We start from the raw sequence: 23,119 nt of genomic DNA on the forward strand, positions 1-23,119 counted from the left end.
CCCGGCGTCGCGCCGCGCACCTAGCCTGCGGAGAAAGACATCAAGCGTCCGGATACACCCCCAGGAGCCCCGCATGACCGCAATCCCGCAGGAGCGCCGCGTCGTCACCGCCATCCCCGGTCCGAAGTCGATCGAGCTGCAGGCCCGCCGCACCGCGACGGTCGCCGGTGGTGTGGGGTCCGTGCTGCCCGTGTTCACGGCGCGGGCCGGCGGCGGGATCATCGAGGACGTCGACGGCAACCGCCTGATCGACTTCGGCTCCGGCATCGCCGTGACCTCGGTCGGCGCCTCCGCGGAGGCCGTCGTACGCCGGGCGAGCGCCCAGCTGCAGGACTTCACGCACACCTGCTTCATGGTGACGCCGTACGAGGGCTACGTGGAGGTGTGCGAGCGGCTCGCCGAGCTGACGCCGGGCGACCACGCCAAGAAGTCGGCGCTGTTCAACTCGGGCGCCGAGGCGGTCGAGAACGCCGTCAAGATCGCGCGGGCGCACACCAAGCGCCAGGCGGTCGTGGTGTTCGACCACGGCTACCACGGCCGCACGAACCTCACGATGGCGCTGACGGCGAAGAACATGCCGTACAAGCACGGCTTCGGACCGTTCGCGCCCGAGGTCTACCGCGTGCCGGTGGCGTACGGCTACCGCTGGCCGACCGGCCCGGAGAACTGCGGCCCGGAGGCAGCGGCCCAGGCGATCGACCAGATCACCAAGCAGATCGGCCCGGAGAACGTCGCCGCGATCATCATCGAGCCGGTGCTCGGCGAGGGCGGCTTCATCGAGCCGGCGAAGGGCTTCCTGCCGGCGGTCGTGAAGTTCGCGAACGACAACGGCATCGTGTTCGTCGCCGACGAGATCCAGTCCGGTTTCTGCCGGACCGGCCAGTGGTTCGCCTGTGAGGACGAGGGCATCGTCCCGGACCTGATCACCACGGCGAAGGGCATCGCCGGTGGTCTGCCGCTCGCCGCGGTGACCGGCCGCGCCGAGATCATGGACGCGGCGCACGCCGGCGGCCTGGGCGGCACGTACGGCGGCAACCCGGTGGCCTGCGCCGGTGCGCTCGGCTCGATCGAGACGATGAAGGAGCTCGACCTCAACGCCAGGGCGAAGCGCATCGAGGAGGTCATGAAGGGCCGCCTGGCCGCGATGCAGGAGAAGTACGAGATCGTCGGTGACATCCGCGGCCGCGGTGCGATGATCGCGATCGAGCTGGTGAAGGACCCGGCGACGAAGGAGCCGAACCCGGAGGCGGCCGGCGCGCTCGCCAAGGCGTGCCACGCGGAGGGCCTGCTCGTCCTCACCTGCGGCACGTACGGCAATGTGCTGCGTTTCCTCCCGCCGCTGGTGATCGGCGAGGACCTGCTGAACGAGGGTCTCGACATTCTCGAGCAGGCGTTCGCCCGCGTCTGACCGGCGACGCAGGAAGCGCTCTGTGAAGACTCTGTGGGGGGCCGATGGCGGGATGGGGATCCGACTGTCGGTCTCCTTCCCCCTGGCGTACGGTTTCCGCAGATGAGAGAAACACCCCGCTCGCAGGAGACTGCGGGCGACTCCAGGCCGGAGCCTCCCCAGCCCCGACCTGGTCGTGCCCTCGCGCACACCACTGGAGCTTCAGGCTCCGGAACTCCTCACCGATCGGATCGCCGCCCGCCCCAAACCCCCCGGGGCGTGCGGCAAACCGGTCCGGCCGGCCACTTCGGAACCACCCCCCCTGTTCCGAGGTGGCCGGCCTCTCGGCGTTCCCGCACCGCCGTCGGCCTGTGCGTGGTCCTCTTCGTGACGGTCACCTGGCAGGTGGCGGTCGAGGGGCCGTTGTCGACCGCGGACGTGGCGCTGGGCCGGGCCCTGTTCGGCGCCGGGCCGGCCGCCGTCGCGGAGCTGTTCGCGGATCTCGGGAACATGGCCGTCGCGCTGCCTGTGCTGGCCGCGGCGGTCGGATACGTCCTGGTGCGTGACCGGCGGCAGTGGCGGGTGGCGCTGACGGCCGTGGCCGTGATGGCGGCGGTGCCCGCGCTCGTCGTTCCGCTGAAGCTGCTGATCGCGCGCCCTGCCCCGCTGGAGCCGGGCACCGGCTGGTATCCGTCGGGTCACACGGCGACGGCGATGGTCGCGTACGGCACGGCGGCGCTGCTGGTCACGCCGTATCTGCGGCGGAGGTGGGCGATGCCCGTCGCCGTGGTGCTGACGGTGGCGACGGGCATCGGCCTGGTGCTGCGCGGCTATCACTGGCCGCTGGACGTGGTGGGGAGTCTCTGCCTGTTCGGGGCGGTGCTGCCCTTCGTCGGCGTCAGCGCCAGGCGTATGCGTCGAAGTTCTTCGAGAACGCGTACTGGTTGAAGCGGTCCCAATTGATGGACCAGGTCATCAGTCCGCGCAGGGCGGGCCAGGTGCCGTGGGTGGCGTACGCGCCGCAGTTCGTCATTCTGGTGAGGCAGTCCAGCGCCTTGTTCACCTCGGCGGGCGGGGTGTGGCCGTTGCCCGCCTGGGTGGAGGCCGGCAGGCCGATGGCGACCTGCTCGGGACGGAGCGCGGGGAAGAACCTCGACTGGTCGCCGGCCACTGGGAAGCCGGTGAGCAGCATGTCGGTCATGGCGATGTGGAAGTCCGCGCCGCCCATGGAGTGGTACTGGTTGTCCAGGCCCATGATCGGGCCGGAGTTGTAGTCCTGGACGTGCAGCAGGGTGAGGTCGTCGCGTAGGGCATGGATGACCGGCAGGTACGCGCCGGCGCGCGGGTCCTGACCGCCCCAGGGCCCGGAACCGTAGAACTGGTAGCCGAGCTGCACGAAGAAGGTCTCGGGCGCCATGGTGAGCACGAAGTCCGGGCCGTACCTGGCCTTGAGGGTCTTGAGAGCGGAGATCAGGTTGACGATCACCGGTGAGGTCGGGTTGCGGAAGTCGGTGTCGCCGGTGTTCAGCGACAGCGAGTGGCCTTCGAAGTCGATGTCGAGGCCGTCGAGGCCGTAGTCGTCGATGATCTTCGACACGGAGGTGACGAAGGCGTCGCGGGTGGCCGTGGTGGAGAGCTGGACCTGGCCGTTGGCGCCGCCGATGGAGATGAGCACCTTCTTGCCGGCGGCCTGCTTGGCCTTGACGGCGGCCTTGAACTCGGCCTCCGACTCGACGTTCGGGCATTCGGCGGCCGGGCAGAGCCGGAAGCGGATGTCGCCGGAGGTGACCGAGGTGGGTTCGCCGAAGGCCAGGTTGATGACGTCCCACGAGTCGGGCACGTCGGCCATGCGGGTGTAGCCGGAGCCGTTGGCGAAACTGGCGTGCAGATAGCCGACGAGGGCGTGTTCGGGCAGGTCGCCGCCGCTGCCGCCGCCGCCCGAGGTGGTCGTGGCGCTCACGGCGGGGGACTTGGGGGACTCGCCCGCGTCGTTGGCGGCGGAGACCTCGAAGGCGTACGTCGTGGCGGCGGTGAGTCCGGTGACGGTGGTGGACGTGCCTGCGGTGGTGGCGACCCGTGTGCCGTCGCGGTAGACGTGGTAACCGGTCGCGCCGGACGAGGAGTTCCAGGTCAGCGGCATGGAGGTGGAGCCGGGGCTGCCGGCGCGCAGGCCGGTGGGCGCGGCGGGGACGGTGGCGGGGTCGCCGCCGGGGCCGAACAGCGAGATGTCGTCGGCGTGGTAGGCGGGGGTGCCGTACCAGCCGTGGGTGTGGATGGTCACGGAGGTGGTCGACGGGCCGGTGCGGAAGGAGGTCGTCAGCTTCTGCCAGCCGGGGGCGGACGGCGTCCAGGTGGAGACGTCGGTGGTGCCGGTGCCGGACGCGCCGAGGTGGACGTAGCTGCCCTGGACCCAGCCGCTGAGCGTGTAGTCGGAGTTCGGTTTCACGGTGACGGCCTGCGTGCATTTGGCGTTGTCGCTGCCGGCGGGGGTGGCCTTGAGGGCGGACGCGCCGCCGTGGGTGGGTGAGGAGACGGCGACGCCGCTGCCGGCCGTACAGCTCCAGCCGGTCAGTCCGGCCTCGAAGCCTCCGTTGCGGGCGAGTTCGGCGTCCGCCGCTGCCGCGCTGTCCGCGGTGGCGACGAGGCCGGTGACGGCGAGGACGGCTGCCGTGAGGGCAGCCGTAAGTCTGGTGTGGTGCACAACAGCCTCCGGGCGCGGGGGGATTGGGTGCGGCGGCCCACAACATGGTCCAGACCAATCGGGTTGTCAAGACCTCTGGCACTGCCCCGCGCCCGTACGACGGCCGCTCAGCCCTCCTGTCCGCGCGCCGGCCCGGCCGCCTCGTGCATCGCGAGCCCCAGCAGCGACGGGTCGGGGAGGGTCCCGGACCCGTCCGGGGCGATCAGCCAGCGCGCTCCCCCGGCCGACCGGCCCGGGTACGGCACGACGATCCAGGTGCCGTGCCCCGCGGTCCGCACTCCCGTGCCGAGCCACCGTCCGGCGGTGCCCGGCGGTACGAAGAAGCCCATGCGGGACTCGCCGAAGCCGGCCAGGACCGGGCCCGGCCGGTCGACCAGCCGGGTCAGCACGTCCAGCGTGGGACAGGCCAGTCCGCCCGGGAGGATCAGCACGTCCCAGCGCCGGCCGGCGGGCAGCAGGGCGATCCCGTGCTGGTTCCGCTCCCACTCCTGTATGCAGGCGTCCGGGTCCGGCGCCACCGCCACCAGCCATTCCATCGCGATCCTTGCCCCAGAGCCGCGCGGGTCATGATGGTCAGCTGTCGAAGCCGAGACCGAGGCGGTCCATCGTCCGCAGCCACAGATTGCGCCGGCCGCCGTTGGCGTCCGCCCTGGCCATGGACCACTTGGTGAGACCGATGCCGGCCCAGGCCACCGGCTCCGGCGGGAACGGGAGCGGCTTGCTGCGGACCATTTCGAGTTCCGTCCGCTCGGTCCGTTCGCCGGACAGCAGGTCGAGCATCACGTCGGCGCCGAACCGGGTCGCGCCGACGCCCAGGCCCGTGAAGCCGGCCGCGTAGGCGACCTTGCCGGCGTGCGCGGTGCCGAAGAAGGCGGCAAAGCGCGTACAGGTGTCGATGGCGCCTCCCCAGGCGTGGCTGAAGCGGAGTCCTTCGAGCTGGGGGAAGCAGCGGAAGAAGTGCGACGCGAGTCTGAGATACGTCTCGGGCCGGTGGTCCATCTCGGCGCTGACCCTGCCGCCGAAGGGGTAGACCGCGTCGTAGCCGCCCCACAGGATGCGGTGGTCGGCGGTGATGCGGAAGTAGTGGAACTGGTTGGCGCTGTCGCCGAGCCCCTGCCGGCGTTTCCAGCCCACGGAGGCGAGTTGGGCTGCGCTGAGCGGCTCGGTCATCAGGGCGTAGTCGTAGACGGGGACGGTGTAGGCCCGGACGCGCCGGATCAGCGAGGGGAAGACGTTGGTGCCGAGGGCGACCCGGTGGGCGAGGACCCGGCCGTACGGAGTGCGCACGACCATCCCGGGGCCACTGGCGGCGAGCTGCAGGCCGGGAGTGTTCTCGTAGATGCGGACGCCGAGGTCGAGACAGGTCTGCTTCAGGCCCCAGGCAAGCTTCGCCGGATGCAGCATCGCGACGCCCCGGCGGTCCCAGAGTCCGCCGAGGAAGGTCGGCGAGTCGACCTCGGCCCGTACGGCGTCCGCGTCGAGGAGTTCGAGGCCGGTGAAGCCGAGCCGGGTGGCCTGTTCGTGCGTCTCGTGGAGTTCGGCGAGCTGGTGCGGCTCGGTGGCCACGTCGATCTCGCCGGTGCGTTCGAAGTCGCAGTCGATTCCGTAGCGCGCGACGGTCTCCTCGATGGCGCCGAGGTTGCGCGCGCCGAGCTCCTCCAGCTTCGCCAGCTCGTCCGGCCAGCGGGCGAGGCCGTTGCCCAGGCCGTGGGTGAGGGAGGCGGCGCAGAAGCCGCCGTTGCGGCCGGAGGCGGCCCAGCCCGCCTCCCGGCCCTCGATCAGGACGACGTCCCGCGCGGGGTCGCGTTCCTTGGCGAGCAGCGCGGTCCACAGACCGCTGTAGCCGCCGCCGACGACGAGGAGGTCGCACCGCTCGTCGCCGGCGAGGGCGGGCTGCGGGTCGGGCTTGCCCGGGTCCTCGAGCCAGAAGGGCGCCGGCCGGGCGTCGGAGAGTGATCGGGCCGTGCTCATGGCTGCTGGGGCCATGGTTCCCACTCCTTCGTGCTACTGCGAGAGTGCGCGTTTCCTGCGGCGGTCGGTGACGATCTGGGCGCCGGCCACGATCAGCACGGCGACGGCGAACATGGCCGTGCCGATGACGTTGATCTGGACGGGTGTGCCGCGCTGGGCCGAACCCCACACGAACATGGGGAAGGTGACGGTGCTGCCCGAGTTGAAGTTGGTGATGATGAAGTCGTCGAAGGACAGGGCGAAGGCCAGCATCGCGCCCGCCGCGATGCCGGGGGCGGCGATCGGGAGGGTGACGCGCAGGAACGTCTGCACCGGTCCGGCGTACAGGTCGCGCGCCGCTTCCTCCAGCTTCGGGTCCATCGACATGACACGCGCCTTCACCGCCACCACGACGAAGCTCAGACAGAACATGGTGTGGGCGATGAGGATGGTCCAGAAGCCCAGCTCCGCGCCCATGTTGAGGAAGAGGGTGAGCAGCGAGGCGGCCATGACCACCTCGGGCATCGCCATCGGCAGGAAGATCAGCGAGTTGATCGTGCCGCGGGCCCGGAAGCGGTAGCGGACCAGCGCGAAGGCGATCATCCCGCCGAGGACGGTGGCCCCGATCGTCGCCCACAGGGCGATCTGCAGGGACAGGGTGAGAGAGCCGCAGAGGTCGGCGACTCCGCACGGGTCGCGCCACGCGTCGGTGGAGAACTCCCGCCAGGCGTAGTTGAAGCGCCCGGCCGGCTTGTTGAAGGAGAACACCATCACGACGATGTTCGGCAGGATCAGATAGGCCAGCGTGAGCAGGCCCGCGATGACGACGAGGTTGCGCTTGAGCCATGGCATCAGACCAGGTCCTCCGTTCCGGCCCGGCGGATGTAGACGGTCACGGTGAGCAGGACGGCCGCCATCAGGATGAACGACAGCGCCGCCGCCGTCGGGTAGTCGAGGACGCGCAGGAACTGCGACTGGATGACGTTTCCGATCATGCGGGTGTCGGTGGAGCCCAGCAGCTGGGCGTTGACGTAGTCGCCGCTCGCCGGGATGAACGTCAGCAGCGTCCCGGAGACCACGCCCGGCATGGACAGCGGCAGGGTCACCTTGCGGAAGGTGGTGGACGGCGTGGCGTACAGGTCGCCGGCCGCCTCGTGGAGCCGGGGGTCGATCCGCTCCAGCGAGGTGTAGAGCGGCAGGATCATGAACGGCAGGAAGTTGTACGTCAGACCGGTGACCACCGCGAGCGGCGTGGCGAGCACCCGGTCGCCGGCGGTCATGCCGAGCCAGCCGGTGACGTCGAGGAAGCCGACCGTGTTCAGGACGTCGACCACGGGGCCGCCGTCCGCGAGGATCGTCTTCCAGGCGAGCGTGCGGATCAGGAAGCTGGTGAAGAAGGGGGCGATGACCAGTACCAGCAGCACATTGCGCCAGCGGCCGGCCCGGAACGCGATCAGATACGCGAGCGGGTAGCCGAGCATCAGGCACAGAACGGTGGCGGTGCCCGCGTAGAGCAGCGAGCGCAGGAACTGCGGGTAGTACTCGCTCAGCGCGTCCCAGTAGGTGGCGAAGTGCCAGGTGACCTCGTAGCCCTCTTCCAGGGAGCCCGTCTGCACGGATGTCGACGCCTGGTAGACGAGCGGCAGCGCGAAGAAGACGACGAGCCACAGGATGCCGGGCAGCAGCAGCCAGTACGGGACCAGTCGGCGGCGCACCGGGGTCCGGTGGACGGGCGGCTGCTCCGGCGCCGGAGTGGTGGGCGGCGCCTCGGTGACGGTCATGCCGTCTCCCCCACGGTCTCCACACCGGCGTCGATGGCCTGGGCGGCGTCCAGGCCGAAGGTGTGCTCCGGGTTCCAGTGCAGGACGACCTCCGCGCCGGGTTCGAGGCCGGCCCGGTGCTCGACGTTCTGTGCGTAGACCTCGAGTCCCTTGCCTGCGGGGCTCTCCACGACGTACTGGGTGGAGACGCCGATGAAGGAGGAGTCGAGGATCCGGCCGGTGACGGAGTTGCGGCCGGCGGGGACGGCGTCCGCGTCGGCGGCGGGGGTGAGGGAGATCTTCTCCGGCCGGATGCCGACGAGAAGCCTGCCGCCCGCGGGCGTCTCGTCGGGGCAGCGTCCGGTCGGCAGCCGGAGCTTGCCGCCGCCGGCGGTGACGACGACCTCGCCGCCGGAGTTCTGGACGACCTCGGCCTCGATCAGGTTGGAGGTGCCGAGGAAGTTGGCGACGAACGTGGTCCGCGGGTTCTCGTACAGCTCCGCGGGCGCGCCGAGCTGCTCGACCCTGCCCCCGTTCATCACGGCGACCGTGTCAGCCATGGTCATGGCCTCCTCCTGGTCGTGGGTGACGTGCACGAAGGTGATCCCGACCTCGGTCTGGATGCGCTTGAGCTCGAGCTGCATCTGGCGGCGCAGTTTGAGGTCGAGGGCGCCCAGCGGTTCGTCGAGCAGCAGGACCTGCGGGTGGTTGATGAGGGCGCGGGCAACGGCGACGCGCTGCTGCTGGCCGCCGGAGAGCTGGTGCGGCTTGCGCCGGGCGAAGTCGCCGAGCTGGACGAGCTCCAGCATGTCGTCGACCTGCTTCTTCACGGACTTGACGCCGCGGCGGCGCAGGCCGAAGGCGACGTTGTCGTAGATGTTCAGGTGGGGGAAGAGCGCGTAGCTCTGGAAGACCGTGTTGACGGGGCGTTTGTGCGGCGGGAGGGCGGTGACGTCCTTGTCGCCGAGCCGGACGGTGCCCGTCGTGGGGTCCTCCAGTCCGGCGATCATCCGCAGCGTGGTGGTCTTGCCGCAGCCGGAGGCGCCGAGCAGGGCGAAGAACGAGCCCTGCGGGACGGTCAGGTCCAGGGGGTGGACGGCCGTGAAGGAGCCGTAGGTCTTGCTGATCCCGGAGAGGCGGACGTCGCCGCCCGCTTGCTTGTCAGTCATGGGTCGCGATCCCAGGTGTCTCGGGGGAAGGGGACGGTCAGGCGCCGATGAGCTTGGCGAACTTCTCCTCGTACGCCGTCTCTTCCTTGGCGGAGAGCGAGCGGAACGAGTGGGACCCCGCGGCCATGGCCTCGTCGGGGATGATCAGCGGGTTCTCTGCCAGCTCGGGGTCGATCTTGGCGAGTTCGGCGCCGACTCCGGCGACCGGACACACATAGTTGATGTACGCGGCGAGCTGCGCGGCGACGGGCAGCTCGTAGTAGTAGTCGATCAGCCGGGTGGCGTTCTCGCGGTGCCTGGCCTGCGCCGGGACCAGCAGGTTGTCGGTGGCCGTGACGTAACCGGCGGCGGGGATGGCGTACTTGATGTCCGGGTTGTCGGCCTGGAGCTGGATGACGTCGCCGGCCCAGGCGAGACAGGCGGCGATGTCGCCCTTGGCCAGGTCCGCCGTGTAGTCGTTGCCGGTGAAGCGGCGGATCTGCTTCTTGTCGACGCCCTTCTGCAGCCGGCCGACGGCGGCGTCGAAGTCGGCGTCGGTGAAGGCGGCGGGGTCCTTGCCCTGGTCGAGCATGGTCATGCCGACCGTGTCGCGCATCTCGGTGAGGAACCCGACCCGGCCCTTGAGCGTCGGGTCGTCGAGGAGCTGGGTGACGGAGTCGACCTTGCGGCCGCGGGTCGCCTTGGAGTTGTAGGCGATGACGCACGGGATGCCGGTCCACGGGTACGAGTAGGCCCGGCCCGGGTCCCAGTCCACGGTGCGGAACTGGGAGGAGAGGTTGGCGTAGGCGTGCGGCAGCAGCGAGGGGTCGAGCTTCTGTGCCCAGCCGAGCCGGATCATCCGGGCGGCCAGCCAGTCGGTGACGTTGATCAGATCGCGGCCGGTGTCCTGGCCGGCCGCCAGCTGCGGCTGGATCTTGCCGAAGAACTCGACGTTGTCGTTGATGTCCTCGGTGTACTTGACCTTGATCCCGGTGCGCTTCGTGAACGCCTCGAGGGTGGGGCGGCTCTTGCCGTCCTCGCTGGTGTCCATGTACTCGGTCCAGTTGGAGAAGTTGACCAGTTTCTCCTTGTCCGAGTGGTCGTCGGAGTCGGCCGCCCCGCCTTCCCGCTTGGCGGGCGGGATGCCGCAGCCGCTCAGGATTCCCGCGCCGCCGACGGCGAACACGCCGGCGCCCGAGGCGCGCAGCAGCGAGCGGCGGGACAGCGCCCCGCGTCCGCTGGTCATGCTGCGCCGCACGGCCGCCAGCTGGGCCGCTGAGAGGCGCTCGGTCTCGTACTGCTCCATGACGCTCTGCCCTTTCGGGTGGATGGCCGCCGAAGGCGCGGCCGCCGGCTATCGGCCTTGGAAGATGGTGCGGTGCCAGTCCTTGCGGACGATGGCGGTGTTGTCGTACATCACATGCTTGACCTGCGTGTACTCCTCGAAGGAGTACGCCGACATGTCCTTTCCGAAGCCACTGGCCCGGTATCCGCCGTGCGGCATCTCGCTGATGATCGGAATGTGGTCGTTGACCCACACGCAGCCGGCCCTGATCTCGCGGGTGGCGCGCCCGGCACGGTAGACGTCCCTGGTCCAGGCCGAGGCGGCCAGTCCGTAGGGCGTGTCGTTGGCGAGCGCGATGCCCTCGTCGTCGGTGTCGAAGGGGAGCACGACGAGGACGGGGCCGAAGATCTCGGACTGCACGATCTCGCTGTCCTGCGCGGCGCCGGTGACGAGGGTGGGCCGGTAGAAGGCGCCGCCCTTCAGGTCGCCCCCGGGGGCCTCGCCGCCGGTGACGACGGTGGCGTAGCCGCGGGCCCGGTCGACGAAGCCGGCGACGCGGTCGCGCTGCGCGTGGGAGACGAGCGGGCCGAGGTCGGTGGCCGGGTCGAACGGGTCGCCGAGCCGGACCGTCTCCATCAGGTCGGCGACGGCGCCGACGAACGCGTCGTACAGGGGCCGCTGGACGTAGGCGCGGGTGGCGGCGGTGCAGTCCTGGCCGGTGTTGATCAGCGATCCGGCGACCGCCCCGTGCGCGGCGGCCTCGAGGTCGGCGTCGTCGAAGACCACGAAGGGGGCCTTGCCGCCGAGTTCGAGGTGGAGGCGTTTGACGGTCTCCGTGGCGACGCGCGCGACGCGTTTGCCGACGGCGGTCGAGCCGGTGAAGGACGTCATGGCGATGTCCGGGTGGCCGACGAGGTGTTCACCGGCGTCCCTGCCCGCGCCGCTGACGATGTTGACGACGCCGTCGGGGATGCCCGCCTCGGTGGCCGCCTGGGCGAACATCAGCGAGGTGAGCGGGGTGATCTCGGCGGGCTTGAGGACGATGGTGTTGCCGGCGGCGATGGCCGGCAGGACCTTCCACGCGGCCATCTGGAGCGGGTAGTTCCACGGGGCGATGGAGCCGACCGTGCCGATCGGCTCGCGCCGTACGTACGAGGTGTGGTCCGCGCTGTACTCGCCGGCGGACTGCCCCTGGAGGTGGCGGGCCGCACCGGCGAAGAAGGCGGTGTTGTCGACGCTGCCGGGGACGTCGAATTCGGTGGTCAGGCGCAGCGGCTTGCCGCACTGGAGCGATTCGGCGCCGGCGAAGTCGTCGGCCTGGCCGGCGAGCACCCCCGCGAAGCGGTGCAGGGCGTCGGAGCGCTCGGCCGGCGTGGCCGCGGCCCAGCCGGGCAGCGCGTCACGGGCGGCGGCGACGGCCGCGTCCACGTCCGCGGTGCCCGCCAGTTCGTAGGTGTGGACCGTCTCGCCCGTGGCCGGGTCGACGATGTCCTGTGTGCGTCCCGAGGTGCCGGGGCGCAGCCTGCCGCCGATGTACTGCGCGCCGGCCGCGAAGCGGTCCTGTGTCCGGTAGCGGTTGCCCATAGCGCTCTCCGTAGTCCCAGCTCGAATTGAGTGCCGATCCTGACAGAAGGTGACCCACGCAACAAGGGATTCCGTTGTTGCCATTTGATTACGCGACGGAATCGGTCGACCATGTGTCGCGTCGACGCGCCTTCGGCAGGACGAGGTGTCAGTGGCGGCTGCCACACTCGTGTGTCATGGGGATCGACGAGCTGGTCAGGCGGACGGCCGAGGGGCAGCGGGTGAAGTACCTGCACTTCTGGGGCCACCGGGCACGCCGGGACGGCACGCCCGGTGCGGGCTGCCTCAGTCAGTGGTGGCCGTCGCCGTTCGAGGTGGACGGCGTGCGGTACGAGACGGCGGAGCACTGGATGATGGCGGCCAAGGCCCGGCTGTTCGGCGACGCCGAGGCGGAGCGGGCGGCGCTGGCCGCGCGGACGCCGGCGGAGGCCAAGAAGGCGGGGCGGCTGGTGCGCGGCTTCGACGACTCCATATGGGAGCGCGAGCGGTTCGCCGTCGTGCGGGCGGGCAGTGTGCACAAGTTCGGGCAGGACGCGGCGCTGCGCGACTTCCTGCTGGCCACGGGGGACCGGGTGCTCGTGGAGGCCAGTCCCATGGACCGCGTGTGGGGCATCGGACTGGCCTCGGACGACGAGCGGGCGCAGGACCCGGCGCGCTGGCGCGGGCTGAACCTGCTGGGATTCGCGCTGATGGAGGCGCGCGAGGAGCTGCGGGGCGGCGTCAGCGGGTGACGTCGACGACCAGGCTCGAGCGGAAGGGATCGTCGTTGTAGGAGTCCTCGTTGTAGTCGTCCTCGAGCTTGTCCACGTTCGCGATGAACAGGCCGATGCCGACGGCGAAGAGCAGGAAGATCACCAGGCCGATCGCGCCCATGATGATGCCGGCCAGCGCCATGCCGCCGTTGTTCGCCTCGCCCCGCTTGGCGCGCTTGCGGCCCAGGATCCCGAAGATCAGGGCGAGCGTGCCCAGGATCAGCGCTGGAATGCCGTAGCACCAGCCGATGGTGACCGCGAGGATGCCGAGCACCATCGCGGTGATGCCCATGCCGTTGGCCGGCTGCTGCTGCCACCCGGCGGTCTGGCCGTAGCCGGGGTAGCCCGGGTAGCCCGCGCCGTAGGGGTCGGGGACGCCGTAGCCGCCGGCGGCCGGAGGCTGCGGCATTCCCGGCGCGGCCGGGTAGCCGTAGGCGCCCGCGGGGGGCTGGGCCGGGGCGGGGCCGCCGGGTGCGACGGGCGGCGGCGGTACCGAACCGGTGCCGTCGGCGCCCGGCATCGAGATGACCGTCTGCTGGTCGTGCACGCTCGGCGGCGGGGTCGCCGCCGGCTTGTCCAGGGGTACGCCGCCGGCTGCGCTGCTGTTCTCCGGCGGAGCCCACGGGTCGTGCGGCTGCGGCCCGCCGGGCGGCTGGACCTGGTTGTCGGACATGCTTCTCCCCCATCGGTGGTCCGGCCATGCTACGGCCTTGACCTCACCCTCCGGAGGGCCGCCTACGATGATCCCCGGGCAGAGCACCGCCCGGCACCCAGGACCTGCCCGTGAGCAGGAGCGGCACGTCCCACTTGGAGGAACCGATGACCGATCTGCACCCCTTCATCGCAGGGCTGCCCAAGGCCGAGCTGCATGTGCATCATGTCGGTTCCGCTTCTCCCCGGATCGTCGCCGAACTGGCGGCGAACCACCCGGACTCGAAGGTGCCCGCCGACCCCGAGGCGCTCGCGGACTACTTCACGTTCACCGACTTCGCGCACTTCATCGAGGTCTATCTGACGGTCGTGGACCTGATCCGCACCCCGGACGACGTGCGGCTGCTCACCTTCGAGGTCGCCCGTGACATGGCACGACAGAACATCCGGTACGCCGAGCTGACCATCACGCCCTTCAGCTCCACCCGCCGCGGCATCGAGGAGAAGGCCTTCATGGCCGCCGTCGAGGACGCCCGCAGGGCTGCGGAGACCGAGCTGGGGGTGGTCCTGCGCTGGTGCTTCGACATTCCCGGCGAGGCCGGTCTCGAGGCCGCGGAGGAGACCGCCCGGCTCGCCGTCGACCTGCGCCCCGAGGGCCTGGTCTCGTTCGGCCTCGGCGGCCCGGAGATCGGGGTGCCGCGCCCCCAGTTCAAGCCGTACTTCGACCGCGCGATCGCCGCCGGACTGCACTCGGTGCCGCACGCCGGTGAGACGACCGGTCCGCAGACCGTCTGGGACGCGCTGAACGAGCTGGGCGCCGAGCGCATCGGGCACGGCACCACCTCGGTGCAGGACCCCCGGCTGCTGGCGTATCTCGCCGAGCACCGCATCCCGCTGGAGGTGTGCCCCACCTCCAACATCGCCACCCGGGCGGTCGCCCGTCTCGACGAGCACCCGATCAGGGAGATGGTCGCCGCCGGTGTCCTGGTGACGATCAACAGCGACGACCCGCCGATGTTCGGCACCGACCTCAACAGCGAGTACGCGGTCGCCGCCCGCCTGCTGGAGCTGGACGAGCGCGGCGTCGCCGCCCTCGCGAAGAACGCGGTGGAGGCGTCGTTCCTCGACCCGGCCGGCAAGGCGCGGATCGCCGCGGAGATCGACACGTACACCGACGAGTGGCTCGCCCGCTGACATGCGCGCGGTGACGGCGGTCGCCCACCGGGGCGACCCGTACCGGTTCCGTGAGAACACCCTGCCCTCGCTGCGCTCGGCCCTCGAACGCGGCGGGGACGCGGTCGAGATCGATGTGCGGCTCACCCGCGACGGCGTGCCCGTGCTGCTGCACGACGCGACGCTCAAGCGGCTGTGGGGGCATGACCGGCCGCTGGCGCGGCTCACGAAGGCCGAGGTCGATTCCCTCACCCACGGCGGCGTGCCGACGCTGCGCGAGGCGCTGACCGTGCTCGGCGGGCGCCGGCTGATGATCGATCTGCCGGGCGCGACACCGGAGTCGGTGCGCGGGGTGGTGGACACCGTCCGCGACTGCGGCGCCGGAGAGCACGTCTACTACTGCGCGGGTCCCGCGACGATGCTGGCGGTGCGGGCGGCCGACGCCTCGGCGGAGATCGCGATGACGTGGACGACGCTGGCCCCGCCGCGTCCCGCGCTGCTGGACGCCGTGAGACCGCGCTGGCTGAACTACCGATTCGGCCTGGTGGGGCCCGAGTTGGCGGACCGGGTGCACCGGGACGGTCTGCTGCTCTCCGCGTGGACGGCGGACACCCGTCGTACGATGCGGCGACTGGTCGGCTGCGGCGTCGACTCGATCACCACGAACCGGGTCGACGCCCTCAGGGCCGTCCTGGACGACTCGCGCTCCTTGAAGGGATTCCGCAGTTGAGAGACCGGATCCGCACCGACATGGCGCACAACGCCCGTGTCTGGAACTACTGGCTGGGCGGCAAGGACAACTACGCGGTGGACCAGGAGGTCGGCGCGCAGGTCGCCGGCATGTTCCCGAGCATCGCCGAAGTGGCCCGCGCCGACCGTGCGTTCCTCGGCCGGTCCGTGTCGTACCTGGCGGGCGAGGCGGGGGTCGGGCAGTTCCTCGACATCGGCACGGGCCTGCCGACCGCCGACAACACGCACGAGGTGGCACAGCGCATCGCGCCCGACGCGCGGATCGTCTACGTGGACAACGATCCGATCGTGCTGACCCACGCGCGCGCCCTGCTGGCGGGCACCCCTGAGGGCGTGACGGAGTACGTGGACGCGGACGCCCACGACCCCGACAGCATCCTGCGCTCCGCCGCCCAGGCGCTCGACCTGAGCCGCCCCGTCGCCCTGATGATGCTCGGCATCCTGAACTTCGTGCTCGACACCGACAAGGCCCGGTCGATCGTCCGTACGCTGATGGACGCGCTGCCGTCCGGCAGCCATCTTGTCCTCACCCACCCGACACTGGAGCTCGGCGGCGAGGGCAACGCGGACGCGATGGCGTTCTGGAACGAGAACGCGACCCCGCCCATCACCGCCCGCAGCCGCGCGGAGTTCGCCTCCTTCCTGGACGGTCTGGAGATCGTCGAGCCGGGCATCGTCTCGTGCGCGCGCTGGGGCGCGCCCGAGGCGGCGGAGGTGGCGCAGTTCGGCGCGGTGGGCCGCAAGCCGTAACCGCCGGCCCCTGGCCGCGATGTCAGGCCGCCGACGGTGCCGGTTCCCGTGCGGGGGCCGGCGCCGTCAGCGCCTCGAGACGCTTGATCCTGCGGCGGACGAGATACAGCGGGATCACGCCGAAGACGCCGAAGGACATGTCGATCACCGACCACCAGAAGGGGATGCCCCGGATCGGGCCGCAGATCAGGGCGAGCGGGATGATCCCGGCGCAGGCGATCATGCCGAACTCCACCACCCAGATGTTGCGGACGGGGTCGCGGTAGGGCCCGTAGAAGGCGACGGCGATCACCAGATGGGCGAAGGCGAGCCAGTCCGTGCCGTAGAGCACGAACGGGTACTTCTCCTCAGTCGCCTCGAGCCCTTCCCGTACCCGCTCGATCCACTCCATGGCGGCGGGCAGTTGCTCGGGTACGGGCGAGGCGGAGGACTTCAACAGGCCCTCCAGCCACCGCATCTCCGTCACCAGCGGAAAGGCGGTCACCCCACTGAGCACCAGACACACCACGAAGAAGCCCAACCACACGCGTATCCCCCGCAAGAGGGCTGCTCTCTCGCTCATACGGGCAGCCTACGGCAGAAGTGAACACGTTCAAAACCATGGTCACAGCGGTCGGACGCCGCTGATCCGCCGGGCGACCAGATGGGCGGCCGCGGTCACGCCCGCGGCCGCCGCCAGTCCCACCGCGACCTCCCGCGCCCGGGCGGGCCGCAGCACCCCGGCCCGCCGCAGCCGCCCCCTGGCCCAGAGCGCGAACGGCACCACGATCAGCGGGGAGGTCACCGAGCCGGGGGTGTAGCCGCGCACGGCGGCCGCCTGGGCGATGTGGACAAGGCCGTGCAGCCCGAAACCGTCGACCGCGCCCTGGTAGAAGGCCGACCGGCCGCCGCTGCGGTGCCCGGCCACGGACGCGGCACCGACCATCAGGGCCATCACTCCCACCGCCGCCGTGAATTCGCGCTCGTCGACCGTCTCCGCGGCCCGCCACAGCCGCTCGGGGACCTGCGGGAACCGTTCCCGCAGCACGGGGACGTTTCGACGGAGCCACCGCGGCCCGGTGGTCAGCTCCTCCAGGTCGTGCAGCGCCCAGGCGGCGAGCAGGCCGTAGGTGACAGTCGCGCTCATCCGGTCGTCGCTCATGAGCCCAGTCTGCGCCGGAAAGTTGACGGAGCGTCGCCTTTCCGCCACGGTCGCGAGAACGGCTGCGCGCCCGGTGCACAGAGCACCGGGCGCGCAGCGTTTCTCCTTGCGGAGAAGAGGACGGGTCAGCCGTCGAGGGACGTCATCACGTGCTTGACGCGCGTGTAGTCGTCGAAGCCGTACGCCGAGAGGTCCTTGCCGTAGCCGGACTTCTTGAAGCCGCCGTGCGGCATCTCCGCCACCAGCGGGATGTGGGTGTTGATCCAGACGCAGCCGAAGTCGAGGGACTTGGACATGCGCATCGCCCGCGCGTGGTCCTTGGTCCACACCGAGGACGCCAGCGCGTACTCCACGTCGTTCGCCCACTCGAGGGCCTGCGCCTCGTCGGTGAAGGACTGGACGGTGATGACCGGGCCGAAGACCTCGTTCTGGATGATCTCGTCGTCCTGCTTGAGGCCGGAGACGACGGTCGGGGCGTAGAAGAAGCCCTTGTCGCCGACCCGCTGACCGCCGGCCTCGACCTTGGCGTGCGCCGGCAGCCGGTCGATGAAGCCGGTGACCTGCTTCAGCTGGTTGGCGTTGTTCAGCGGGCCGTAGAGCACGTCCTCGTCGTCCGGGGCGCCCGTCTTCGTCTCCGCCGCGGCCTTGGCCAGCGCGGACACGAACTCGTCGTGGATCGACTCGTGCACCAGCACCCGGGTCGCCGCGGTGCAGTCCTGACCGGCGTTGAAGAAGCCGGCCACGGAGATGTCCTCGACGGCCTTGGCGATGTCGGTGTCCTCGAAGACCACGACCGGCGCCTTGCCGCCGAGCTCCAGGTGGACGCGCTTGACGTCCTTGGCCGCGGACGCCGCGACCTGGATGCCCGCGCGTACGGAGCCGGTGATGGAGGCCATCGCGGGGGTCGGGTGCTCGACCATCGTGCGGCCGGTGTCGCGGTCGCCGCAGACGACGTTGAAGACGCCCTTGGGCGCGATCGCGCCGATGATCTCGGCCATCAGGACCGTCGACGCGGGCGTGGTGTCCGAGGGCTTCAGCACGACGGTGTTGCCCGCGGCGAGCGCCGGGGCGAACTTCCAGACGGCCATCATCATCGGGTAGTTCCACGGCGCGACCTGCGCGCAGACGCCGACCGGCTCGCGCCGGACGATGGAGGTCAGACCCTCCATGTACTCGCCCGCGGAGCGGCCCTCCAGCATGCGCGCGGCGCCCGCGAAGAAGCGGATCTGGTCCACCATCGGCGGGATCTCTTCGGTGCGGGTGAGCCCGATCGGCTTGCCGGTGTTCTCCGACTCGGCCGCGATCAGGTCCTCGGCCCGCTCCTCGAACGCGTCGGCGATCTTGAGCAGCACCTTCTGGCGCTCGGCGGGCGTGGTGTCGCGCCAGGCGGGGAAGGCGGCCGCGGCAGCGTCCATGGCGGCGTCGACGTCGGCCTGGCCGGAGAGCGGCGACGTGGCGTACACCTCGCCGGTGACGGGGTTGACGATGTCGATCGTCCGGCCGTCGGCGGCGTCCTTGAACTCCCCGTTGATGTAGTTGCGCAGTCGACGCAGCTCGGTGGTCACTGTTGCCACCCCTCCTGTCGTGTCCGATGGGTGAGACACCCACCCTAATCGCTCCGCTGAGCTTTTCAACAGGCCCACCACGCTCCAACTTCGGATTCAGTGAAGTTTGACCCTCTCAACAACGAATTTCATCGCTCCGGGCTTGCCAGACAGACGAGTCGCGGTGCACAGTGTGGTCGTGGCCAGTCGTAGCGCAGACTCCAGGAACCCGACCGTGAGCGGTTCGTCGACTCCGACGATCGACGCGGTCTCCCTCGCGATCATCGAACAGCTCCAGGAGGACGGTCGCCGTCCGTACGCCGCGATCGGCAAGGCCGTCGGCCTGTCCGAAGCGGCCGTGCGGCAGCGCGTCCAGAAGCTGCTCGACCAGGGCGTCATGCAGATCGTCGCCGTCACCGACCCGCTCACCGTGGGCCTGCGACGCCAGGCGATGGTCGGCATCACGGTCGAGGGCGACGTCGATCCCGTGGCGGACGCGCTGACGGCCATGGCCGAGTGCGAGTACGTGGTGATGACCGCGGGCTCCTTCGACCTGATGGTGGAGATCGTCTGCGAGGACGACGACCACCTCCTCGAAGTGATCAACAAACGGATCCGCGCGCTCCCCGGCGTGCGCTCCACCGAGAGCTTCGTCTACCTCAAGCTCAAGAAGCAGACCTATATGTGGGGAACCCGATAGCCGTGAGCAAGGACCTCTCCAAGACCGCCTACGACCACCTGTGGATGCACTTCACCCGCATGTCGTCGTACGAGCACGCACCCGTGCCCACCATCGTGCGTGGCGAGGGCACCTACATCTACGACGACAAGGGCAAGCGCTACCTCGACGGCCTCTCCGGCCTCTTCGTGGTCAACGCGGGCCACGGCCGCCACGAGCTCGCGGAGACCGCCTACAAGCAGGCGCAGGAGCTCGCGTTCTTCCCCGTCTGGTCCTACGCGCACCCCAAGGCGGTCGAGCTCGCGGAGCGTCTCGCCCACCACGCGCCGGGCGACCTCAACAAGGTCTTCTTCACCACCGGCGGCGGCGAGGCCGTCGAGACCGCCTGGAAGCTCGCCAAGCAGTACTTCAAGCTGCAGGGCAAGCCGACCAAGTACAAGGTCATCTCGCGCGCGGTCGCCTACCACGGCACCCCGCAGGGCGCCCTGTCCATCACCGGCCTGCCGGCCCTCAAGGCCCCCTTCGAGCCGCTGGTCCCCGGCGCTCACAAGGTGCCGAACACCAACATCTACCGCGCCCCGATCTACGGCGACGACCCCGAGGCCTTCGGCCGCTGGGCCGCCGACCAGATCGAGCAGCAGATCCTCTTCGAGGGCCCCGAGACCGTCGCCGCGGTCTTCCTCGAGCCGGTGCAGAACGCCGGCGGCTGCTTCCCGCCGCCGCCCGGGTACTTCCGCCGGGTCCGCGAGATCTGCGACCAGTACGACGTGCTGCTCGTCTCCGACGAGGTCATCTGCGCCTTCGGCCGGCTCGGCACGATGTTCGCCTGTGACAAGTTCGACTACGTGCCGGACATGATCACCTGCGCCAAGGGCATGACGTCCGGCTACTCCCCGATCGGCGCCTGCATCGTCTCCGACCGCCTCGCGGAGCCGTTCTACAAGGGCGACAACACCTTCCTGCACGGCTACACCTTCGGCGGCCACCCGGTCTCCGCGGCCGTGGGCCTCGCCAACCTCGACATCTTCGAGCGCGAGGGCCTCAACCAGCACGTCCTCGACAACGAGGGCAACTTCCTCTCCACGCTGCAGAAGCTGCACGACCTGCCGATCGTCGGCGACGTCCGCGGCAACGGCTTCTTCTACGGCATCGAGCTGGTGAAGGACAAGGTCACCAAGGAGTCCTTCAACGACGAGGAGACCGAGCGCGTCCTGTACGGCTTCCTCTCCAAGGCGCTGTACGACAACGGCCTGTACTGCCGGGCCGACGACCGTGGCGACCCGGTCGTCCAGCTCGCACCGCCGCTGATCTCCGACCAGTCGACGTTCGACGAGATCGAGCAGATACTGCGCGGCGTCCTCACCGAGGCGTGGACCAAGCTCTAGCCCCGCCGGGGCCGGACCCGTCCGGCCCCACCCCGCTCTCCCCCGGCCGCGGCCCGGGTGCCTCCATCCGAGTGAGATGGACGGCGCCCGGGCCGCGTGCTTCCCCGGAGCCCGGCAGTGACTCCTTAGCGTGCCCAGTGACCGATCGGCCCTGTCTTCGTTCCCCCGTACGGGGGGCCGGATATGTGATCAGAACCGAGGTGTACGTCATGGTGGCCCCGCCGGACAACGATGTGATCTGGGCTCGCGCCCTGCACCACGCCCACCGCGGCTCCCCGGCCCTCGTCGGCGTGTCGCTGGGCGTGCGGGACGGCGAGATCCTCGCCGTGCACGGTGCGCGCGGCAGCGGCAAGACCACGCTCCTGCAGTGCCTGTCCGGGCGGCTCGTCCCGCAGCAGGGCGAGGTCTGGTTCAACAGCACCCCCGTGCACACCATGCCGCCGATGGTGCGCGAGCGGCTGCGGCGCGACCGTTTCGGCTGGATCGATCCGGAGCCGACGCTCGTACCGGAACTGAAGGCCTGGGAGAACGCCGCCCTGCCGCTGCTGCTCGCGGGCGTCTCCCGGCGGGCCGCGAAGACGACGGCGATGGAGTGGATGGAGCGGCTGGACATCGGCCCCTGCGCGAGCAAGCGCCCCCGCGCCCTGCTCCGGGCCGAGCAGCAGCGCGTCGCCGTCGCGCGGGCCCTGGTCACCACCCCGTCCGTGCTCTTCGCCGACGAGCCGACGGCGCCGCTGCACAGCATCGACCGGGCGCACGTCCTGCGTACGCTCGCCGCCGCCGTCCGCTCGCACCGGATCACCATGGTCATCGCCACGCACGACGCGGACGTCGCGGCGCTCGCCGACCGTACGATCACGCTCGCCGACGGGCGGCGCGTGGGCTCCCCGGCAGGCGCGGACGCGGAAGGCCGGGCCGCCGCGTGCTCGCTCTCCGTCTAGCCCGCGGGGCGCATCCGCTGGTACTCCTGCGCCGTCTGGTGGTGGCGGGGGCATCGGCGGGTGTCGGCTTCCTGCTGCTGTGCACGCTGATGTACGCGCTGTCGCACCCCGGCGACCCGGCCGCCGTGACGCGCCTGCTGTGGTGCGGCCTGCCGCTCGCCGCGACGGTGTACCTCGCGGTGGCCGTGGCCCGTACGGACCCGGGGACCCGGCCGCGGCCCGGGCTGTCCGCCGTCGGGCTCGGGCCCCTCCGCCTCACCGCGCTCGCCGTCGCGTCCACCGCGCTGTCCTGCACGCTCGGCAGCATGGTCGCGCTGCTGTTCTTCCTGCATCTGCGGGGCGACCTGTCGGGGCTGCCGTTCGACGGGGCCGCGGCCGAACTCCTCGCCGCGGACCTGCCGCTGCCGCTGCCCGCCGCGCTCACACTCCTGGCGCTGGTGCCGCTGCTGGCCACCGCGGCGGCCGCGGCGGTCCTGCGGCCGGGCGCCACGTCGCCCGACGCCGAGGAGCCGGACGCCACCCCGGCCGGGCTGCCGTGGGGCGTCGCGCTCGTCGCGGTCGGCCTGGCCGTCGAGACGTACACGAGCGCCGTCCGCGCCGACGGACGGCCGGCCGGAGTGCTGGCGGGCTGGACGCTCACCGCCCTCGGTCTCTGGCTCGCCGGCCCGGCCGTCACGCACCTCTGCGGCCGCCTCCTCCAGTCCACCCGCCCCGGCGCGACCCGCCTGCTGGCCGGCCGCCTCCTCATGCACGAGTCCCGGCGCATCGGCCGGCCGCTCGGCGTGCTGTGCGCGGTGGCCTCCGGCGCGGTCGCGACCACGGCGGCGTACGGCTCCGCCCCGCGGCCCTGGGGCCCTATGACGGCGCTCGGCGCGACACTCGTCGTCGCCTGCACGGCGGCGACGCTCCTGACGTCCGCCCTCGACGCCCGGGCGGCCCGCGCCGAGACCACGACGGCGCTGGACACGCTGGGCGCCCCGGCGACGCTCCTGCGGCAGGCGGCGGCGCTGCGGGCGGGCGTCCTCGTGACGGTCTTCGTCCCGCTGACCCTCACGGTGGGGGCGCTGGCGGCGGCGCCGCTGAACCGCTGAACCGTTTCGGCCGAACCGCTGCGCGGGGCGTCCTCCCCACCCCGGCCCCTCCCGCTGTATCGATGTGCGGCTCCGCCGCGTGGGGGCAAGCCCCGGACCCGGTACCGCGCTCCGCGCGGTGGCCTCAATCCCGGCCGGGCTGGATTTCGCTCCCGAAATCAGCCCCGCCGGCGACTGAACCGGGCACATCCGGCCCCCCGGCGTTTGAGGCGCGGGTCCGGGCGGAGCCCACCAACACTCAAGGCACCGGACCGGTACGGAACCGACCGCTCAAGCCCCGCCGGCGATTGAGGCGCGGGACTCGGGCCGGAGCCCCGACAACCGGGCCGGCCCCCGGCCCCGGCAAAGCTCAAGGCAACGGCCCCGGCACGGAACCGGGCACATCCAGCCCCGCCGGCGATTGAGGCGCAGGGGCCCGGGGGTGGCCCCCGGTTCGGGAAGGGGCGG

The 23,119-nt window shown here is 71.0% G+C and carries 22 protein-coding genes; 10 read left to right on the plus strand and 12 right to left on the minus strand.

Annotated elements, in window-relative coordinates; genetic code table 11:
* The first annotated feature begins 73 nt into the window (after positions 1-73).
* Together gabT and ACFYOP_RS10105 are read left to right on the plus strand one after the other, a co-directional pair.
* Positions 74-1,408, plus strand: a complete 1,335-nt coding sequence (gabT, locus tag ACFYOP_RS10100) for a 4-aminobutyrate--2-oxoglutarate transaminase (RefSeq protein WP_356895700.1) — start codon at positions 74-76, stop codon at positions 1,406-1,408.
* A 366-nt stretch (positions 1,409-1,774) separates the two neighbouring features.
* Positions 1,775-2,335, plus strand: coding sequence for a phosphatase PAP2 family protein (locus ACFYOP_RS10105; RefSeq protein ID WP_388451237.1), 561 nt, complete (start codon positions 1,775-1,777; stop codon positions 2,333-2,335).
* Here the strand turns inward: ACFYOP_RS10105 and ACFYOP_RS10110 are convergent.
* The 8 genes from ACFYOP_RS10110 to ACFYOP_RS10145 all read right to left on the minus strand — a co-directional run bounded on the left by ACFYOP_RS10110 (position 2,286) and on the right by ACFYOP_RS10145 (position 11,815).
* The gene (locus ACFYOP_RS10110) at positions 2,286-4,088 is read right to left on the minus strand and encodes a glycoside hydrolase family 18 protein (protein WP_356895696.1); all 1,803 of its coding nucleotides are present in this window, start codon (positions 4,086-4,088) and stop codon (positions 2,286-2,288) included. The two genes, ACFYOP_RS10105 and ACFYOP_RS10110, sit on opposite strands and share 50 nt — an antisense overlap.
* Positions 4,089-4,195: 107 nt before the next feature.
* A complete protein-coding gene (locus ACFYOP_RS10115; protein ID WP_356895694.1) occupies positions 4,196-4,624 on the minus strand; it encodes a hypothetical protein in 429 nt (142 codons plus the stop codon).
* Positions 4,625-4,661: 37 nt separating this feature from the next.
* On the minus strand, positions 4,662-6,074 hold the full coding sequence (locus ACFYOP_RS10120; protein WP_356895692.1) for an FAD-dependent oxidoreductase: 1,413 nt from the start codon (positions 6,072-6,074) through the stop codon (positions 4,662-4,664).
* An 18-nt stretch (positions 6,075-6,092) separates the two neighbouring features.
* A complete protein-coding gene (locus tag ACFYOP_RS10125) occupies positions 6,093-6,890 on the minus strand; it encodes an ABC transporter permease (RefSeq protein WP_356895690.1) in 798 nt (265 codons plus the stop codon).
* Complete coding sequence (locus tag ACFYOP_RS10130) at positions 6,890-7,819, minus strand: ABC transporter permease (RefSeq protein WP_356895688.1); 930 nt, start codon at positions 7,817-7,819, stop codon at positions 6,890-6,892. The genes ACFYOP_RS10125 and ACFYOP_RS10130 overlap by 1 nt, the downstream gene beginning before the upstream one ends.
* Positions 7,816-8,967 (minus strand): ABC transporter ATP-binding protein, encoded by a 1,152-nt coding sequence (locus ACFYOP_RS10135; protein ID WP_356895686.1) that lies wholly within the window; start codon positions 8,965-8,967, stop codon positions 7,816-7,818. Before ACFYOP_RS10135 ends, ACFYOP_RS10130 begins: the two co-directional genes overlap by 4 nt.
* 37 nt (positions 8,968-9,004) lie before the next feature.
* Positions 9,005-10,252 (minus strand): spermidine/putrescine ABC transporter substrate-binding protein, encoded by a 1,248-nt coding sequence (locus ACFYOP_RS10140; RefSeq protein WP_356895684.1) that lies wholly within the window; start codon positions 10,250-10,252, stop codon positions 9,005-9,007.
* Between the two features lie 48 nt (positions 10,253-10,300).
* A complete protein-coding gene (locus ACFYOP_RS10145) occupies positions 10,301-11,815 on the minus strand; it encodes a gamma-aminobutyraldehyde dehydrogenase (RefSeq protein ID WP_356895682.1) in 1,515 nt (504 codons plus the stop codon).
* 176 nt (positions 11,816-11,991) lie between these two features.
* On the opposite strand from ACFYOP_RS10145, the gene ACFYOP_RS10150 reads away from it, so the two are divergent.
* Positions 11,992-12,546, plus strand: coding sequence for an NADAR family protein (locus ACFYOP_RS10150; protein WP_356895680.1), 555 nt, complete (start codon positions 11,992-11,994; stop codon positions 12,544-12,546).
* Here ACFYOP_RS10150 and ACFYOP_RS10155 read toward each other — a convergent pair.
* Entirely contained in the window at positions 12,536-13,240 is a 705-nt protein-coding gene (locus ACFYOP_RS10155) for a DUF4190 domain-containing protein (protein WP_356895678.1), read from the minus strand. The two genes, ACFYOP_RS10150 and ACFYOP_RS10155, sit on opposite strands and share 11 nt — an antisense overlap.
* 146 nt (positions 13,241-13,386) lie before the next feature.
* Here ACFYOP_RS10155 and ACFYOP_RS10160 point away from each other — a divergent pair, with 146 nt between their 5' ends.
* Genes ACFYOP_RS10160 through ACFYOP_RS10170 form a run of 3 tightly spaced genes read left to right on the plus strand, consistent with a single transcriptional unit; the run spans position 13,387 to position 15,891 of the window.
* Entirely contained in the window at positions 13,387-14,412 is a 1,026-nt protein-coding gene (locus ACFYOP_RS10160) for an adenosine deaminase (protein WP_356895676.1), read from the plus strand.
* 1 nt (position 14,413) lies between these two features.
* A complete protein-coding gene (locus ACFYOP_RS10165) occupies positions 14,414-15,121 on the plus strand; it encodes a glycerophosphodiester phosphodiesterase (RefSeq protein WP_356895674.1) in 708 nt (235 codons plus the stop codon).
* A 20-nt stretch (positions 15,122-15,141) separates the two neighbouring features.
* On the plus strand, positions 15,142-15,891 hold the full coding sequence (locus ACFYOP_RS10170) for an SAM-dependent methyltransferase (protein WP_356895788.1): 750 nt from the start codon (positions 15,142-15,144) through the stop codon (positions 15,889-15,891).
* Positions 15,892-15,913: 22 nt separating this feature from the next.
* Here the strand turns inward: ACFYOP_RS10170 and ACFYOP_RS10175 are convergent, their stop codons facing one another.
* The 3 genes from ACFYOP_RS10175 to ACFYOP_RS10185 form a co-directional block, all read right to left on the minus strand.
* Positions 15,914-16,453, minus strand: coding sequence for a hypothetical protein (locus ACFYOP_RS10175; protein ID WP_356895672.1), 540 nt, complete (start codon positions 16,451-16,453; stop codon positions 15,914-15,916).
* 42 nt (positions 16,454-16,495) lie between these two features.
* Positions 16,496-17,032: an HXXEE domain-containing protein gene (locus tag ACFYOP_RS10180; protein ID WP_356895670.1), complete on the minus strand. Its 537-nt coding sequence runs from the start codon at positions 17,030-17,032 to the stop codon at positions 16,496-16,498.
* Between the two features lie 125 nt (positions 17,033-17,157).
* Positions 17,158-18,597, minus strand: a complete 1,440-nt coding sequence (locus ACFYOP_RS10185) for a gamma-aminobutyraldehyde dehydrogenase (protein WP_356895668.1) — start codon at positions 18,595-18,597, stop codon at positions 17,158-17,160.
* Between the two features lie 163 nt (positions 18,598-18,760).
* Here ACFYOP_RS10185 and ACFYOP_RS10190 point away from each other — a divergent pair, with 163 nt between their 5' ends.
* The 4 genes from ACFYOP_RS10190 to ACFYOP_RS10205 all read left to right on the plus strand — a co-directional run bounded on the left by ACFYOP_RS10190 (position 18,761) and on the right by ACFYOP_RS10205 (position 22,672).
* Positions 18,761-19,276, plus strand: coding sequence for an Lrp/AsnC family transcriptional regulator (locus ACFYOP_RS10190; protein ID WP_356895666.1), 516 nt, complete (start codon positions 18,761-18,763; stop codon positions 19,274-19,276).
* Positions 19,261-20,640, plus strand: coding sequence for an aspartate aminotransferase family protein (locus ACFYOP_RS10195; RefSeq protein ID WP_356895664.1), 1,380 nt, complete (start codon positions 19,261-19,263; stop codon positions 20,638-20,640). The genes ACFYOP_RS10190 and ACFYOP_RS10195 overlap by 16 nt, the downstream gene beginning before the upstream one ends.
* 209 nt (positions 20,641-20,849) lie before the next feature.
* On the plus strand, positions 20,850-21,581 hold the full coding sequence (locus ACFYOP_RS10200) for an ATP-binding cassette domain-containing protein (RefSeq protein ID WP_356895786.1): 732 nt from the start codon (positions 20,850-20,852) through the stop codon (positions 21,579-21,581).
* Entirely contained in the window at positions 21,563-22,672 is a 1,110-nt protein-coding gene (locus tag ACFYOP_RS10205; protein ID WP_356895663.1) for a hypothetical protein, read from the plus strand. The genes ACFYOP_RS10200 and ACFYOP_RS10205 overlap by 19 nt, the downstream gene beginning before the upstream one ends.
* Positions 22,673-23,119: the final 447 nt, after the last annotated feature.

The sequence above is a fragment of the Streptomyces sp. NPDC006294 genome (assembly GCF_042870895.1).
Lineage (GTDB): Bacteria > Actinomycetota > Actinomycetes > Streptomycetales > Streptomycetaceae > Streptomyces.

Coding starts and splice junctions, on each gene's coding strand:
- gabT (WP_356895700.1), top strand. CDS start 74: ATGACCGCAATCCCGCAGGAGCGCCGCGTCGTCACCGCCATCCCCGGT.
- ACFYOP_RS10115 (WP_356895694.1), bottom strand. CDS start 4,624: ATGGAATGGCTGGTGGCGGTGGCGCCGGACCCGGACGCCTGCATACAG.
- ACFYOP_RS10120 (WP_356895692.1), bottom strand. CDS start 6,074: ATGGCCCCAGCAGCCATGAGCACGGCCCGATCACTCTCCGACGCCCGG.
- ACFYOP_RS10125 (WP_356895690.1), bottom strand. CDS start 6,890: ATGCCATGGCTCAAGCGCAACCTCGTCGTCATCGCGGGCCTGCTCACG.
- ACFYOP_RS10130 (WP_356895688.1), bottom strand. CDS start 7,819: ATGACCGTCACCGAGGCGCCGCCCACCACTCCGGCGCCGGAGCAGCCG.
- ACFYOP_RS10135 (WP_356895686.1), bottom strand. CDS start 8,967: ATGACTGACAAGCAAGCGGGCGGCGACGTCCGCCTCTCCGGGATCAGC.
- ACFYOP_RS10140 (WP_356895684.1), bottom strand. CDS start 10,252: ATGGAGCAGTACGAGACCGAGCGCCTCTCAGCGGCCCAGCTGGCGGCC.
- ACFYOP_RS10145 (WP_356895682.1), bottom strand. CDS start 11,815: ATGGGCAACCGCTACCGGACACAGGACCGCTTCGCGGCCGGCGCGCAG.
- ACFYOP_RS10150 (WP_356895680.1), top strand. CDS start 11,992: ATGGGGATCGACGAGCTGGTCAGGCGGACGGCCGAGGGGCAGCGGGTG.
- ACFYOP_RS10155 (WP_356895678.1), bottom strand. CDS start 13,240: ATGTCCGACAACCAGGTCCAGCCGCCCGGCGGGCCGCAGCCGCACGAC.
- ACFYOP_RS10160 (WP_356895676.1), top strand. CDS start 13,387: ATGACCGATCTGCACCCCTTCATCGCAGGGCTGCCCAAGGCCGAGCTG.
- ACFYOP_RS10165 (WP_356895674.1), top strand. CDS start 14,414: ATGCGCGCGGTGACGGCGGTCGCCCACCGGGGCGACCCGTACCGGTTC.
- ACFYOP_RS10170 (WP_356895788.1), top strand. CDS start 15,142: ATGGCGCACAACGCCCGTGTCTGGAACTACTGGCTGGGCGGCAAGGAC.
- ACFYOP_RS10175 (WP_356895672.1), bottom strand. CDS start 16,453: ATGAGCGAGAGAGCAGCCCTCTTGCGGGGGATACGCGTGTGGTTGGGC.
- ACFYOP_RS10180 (WP_356895670.1), bottom strand. CDS start 17,032: ATGAGCGACGACCGGATGAGCGCGACTGTCACCTACGGCCTGCTCGCC.
- ACFYOP_RS10200 (WP_356895786.1), top strand. CDS start 20,850: ATGGTGGCCCCGCCGGACAACGATGTGATCTGGGCTCGCGCCCTGCAC.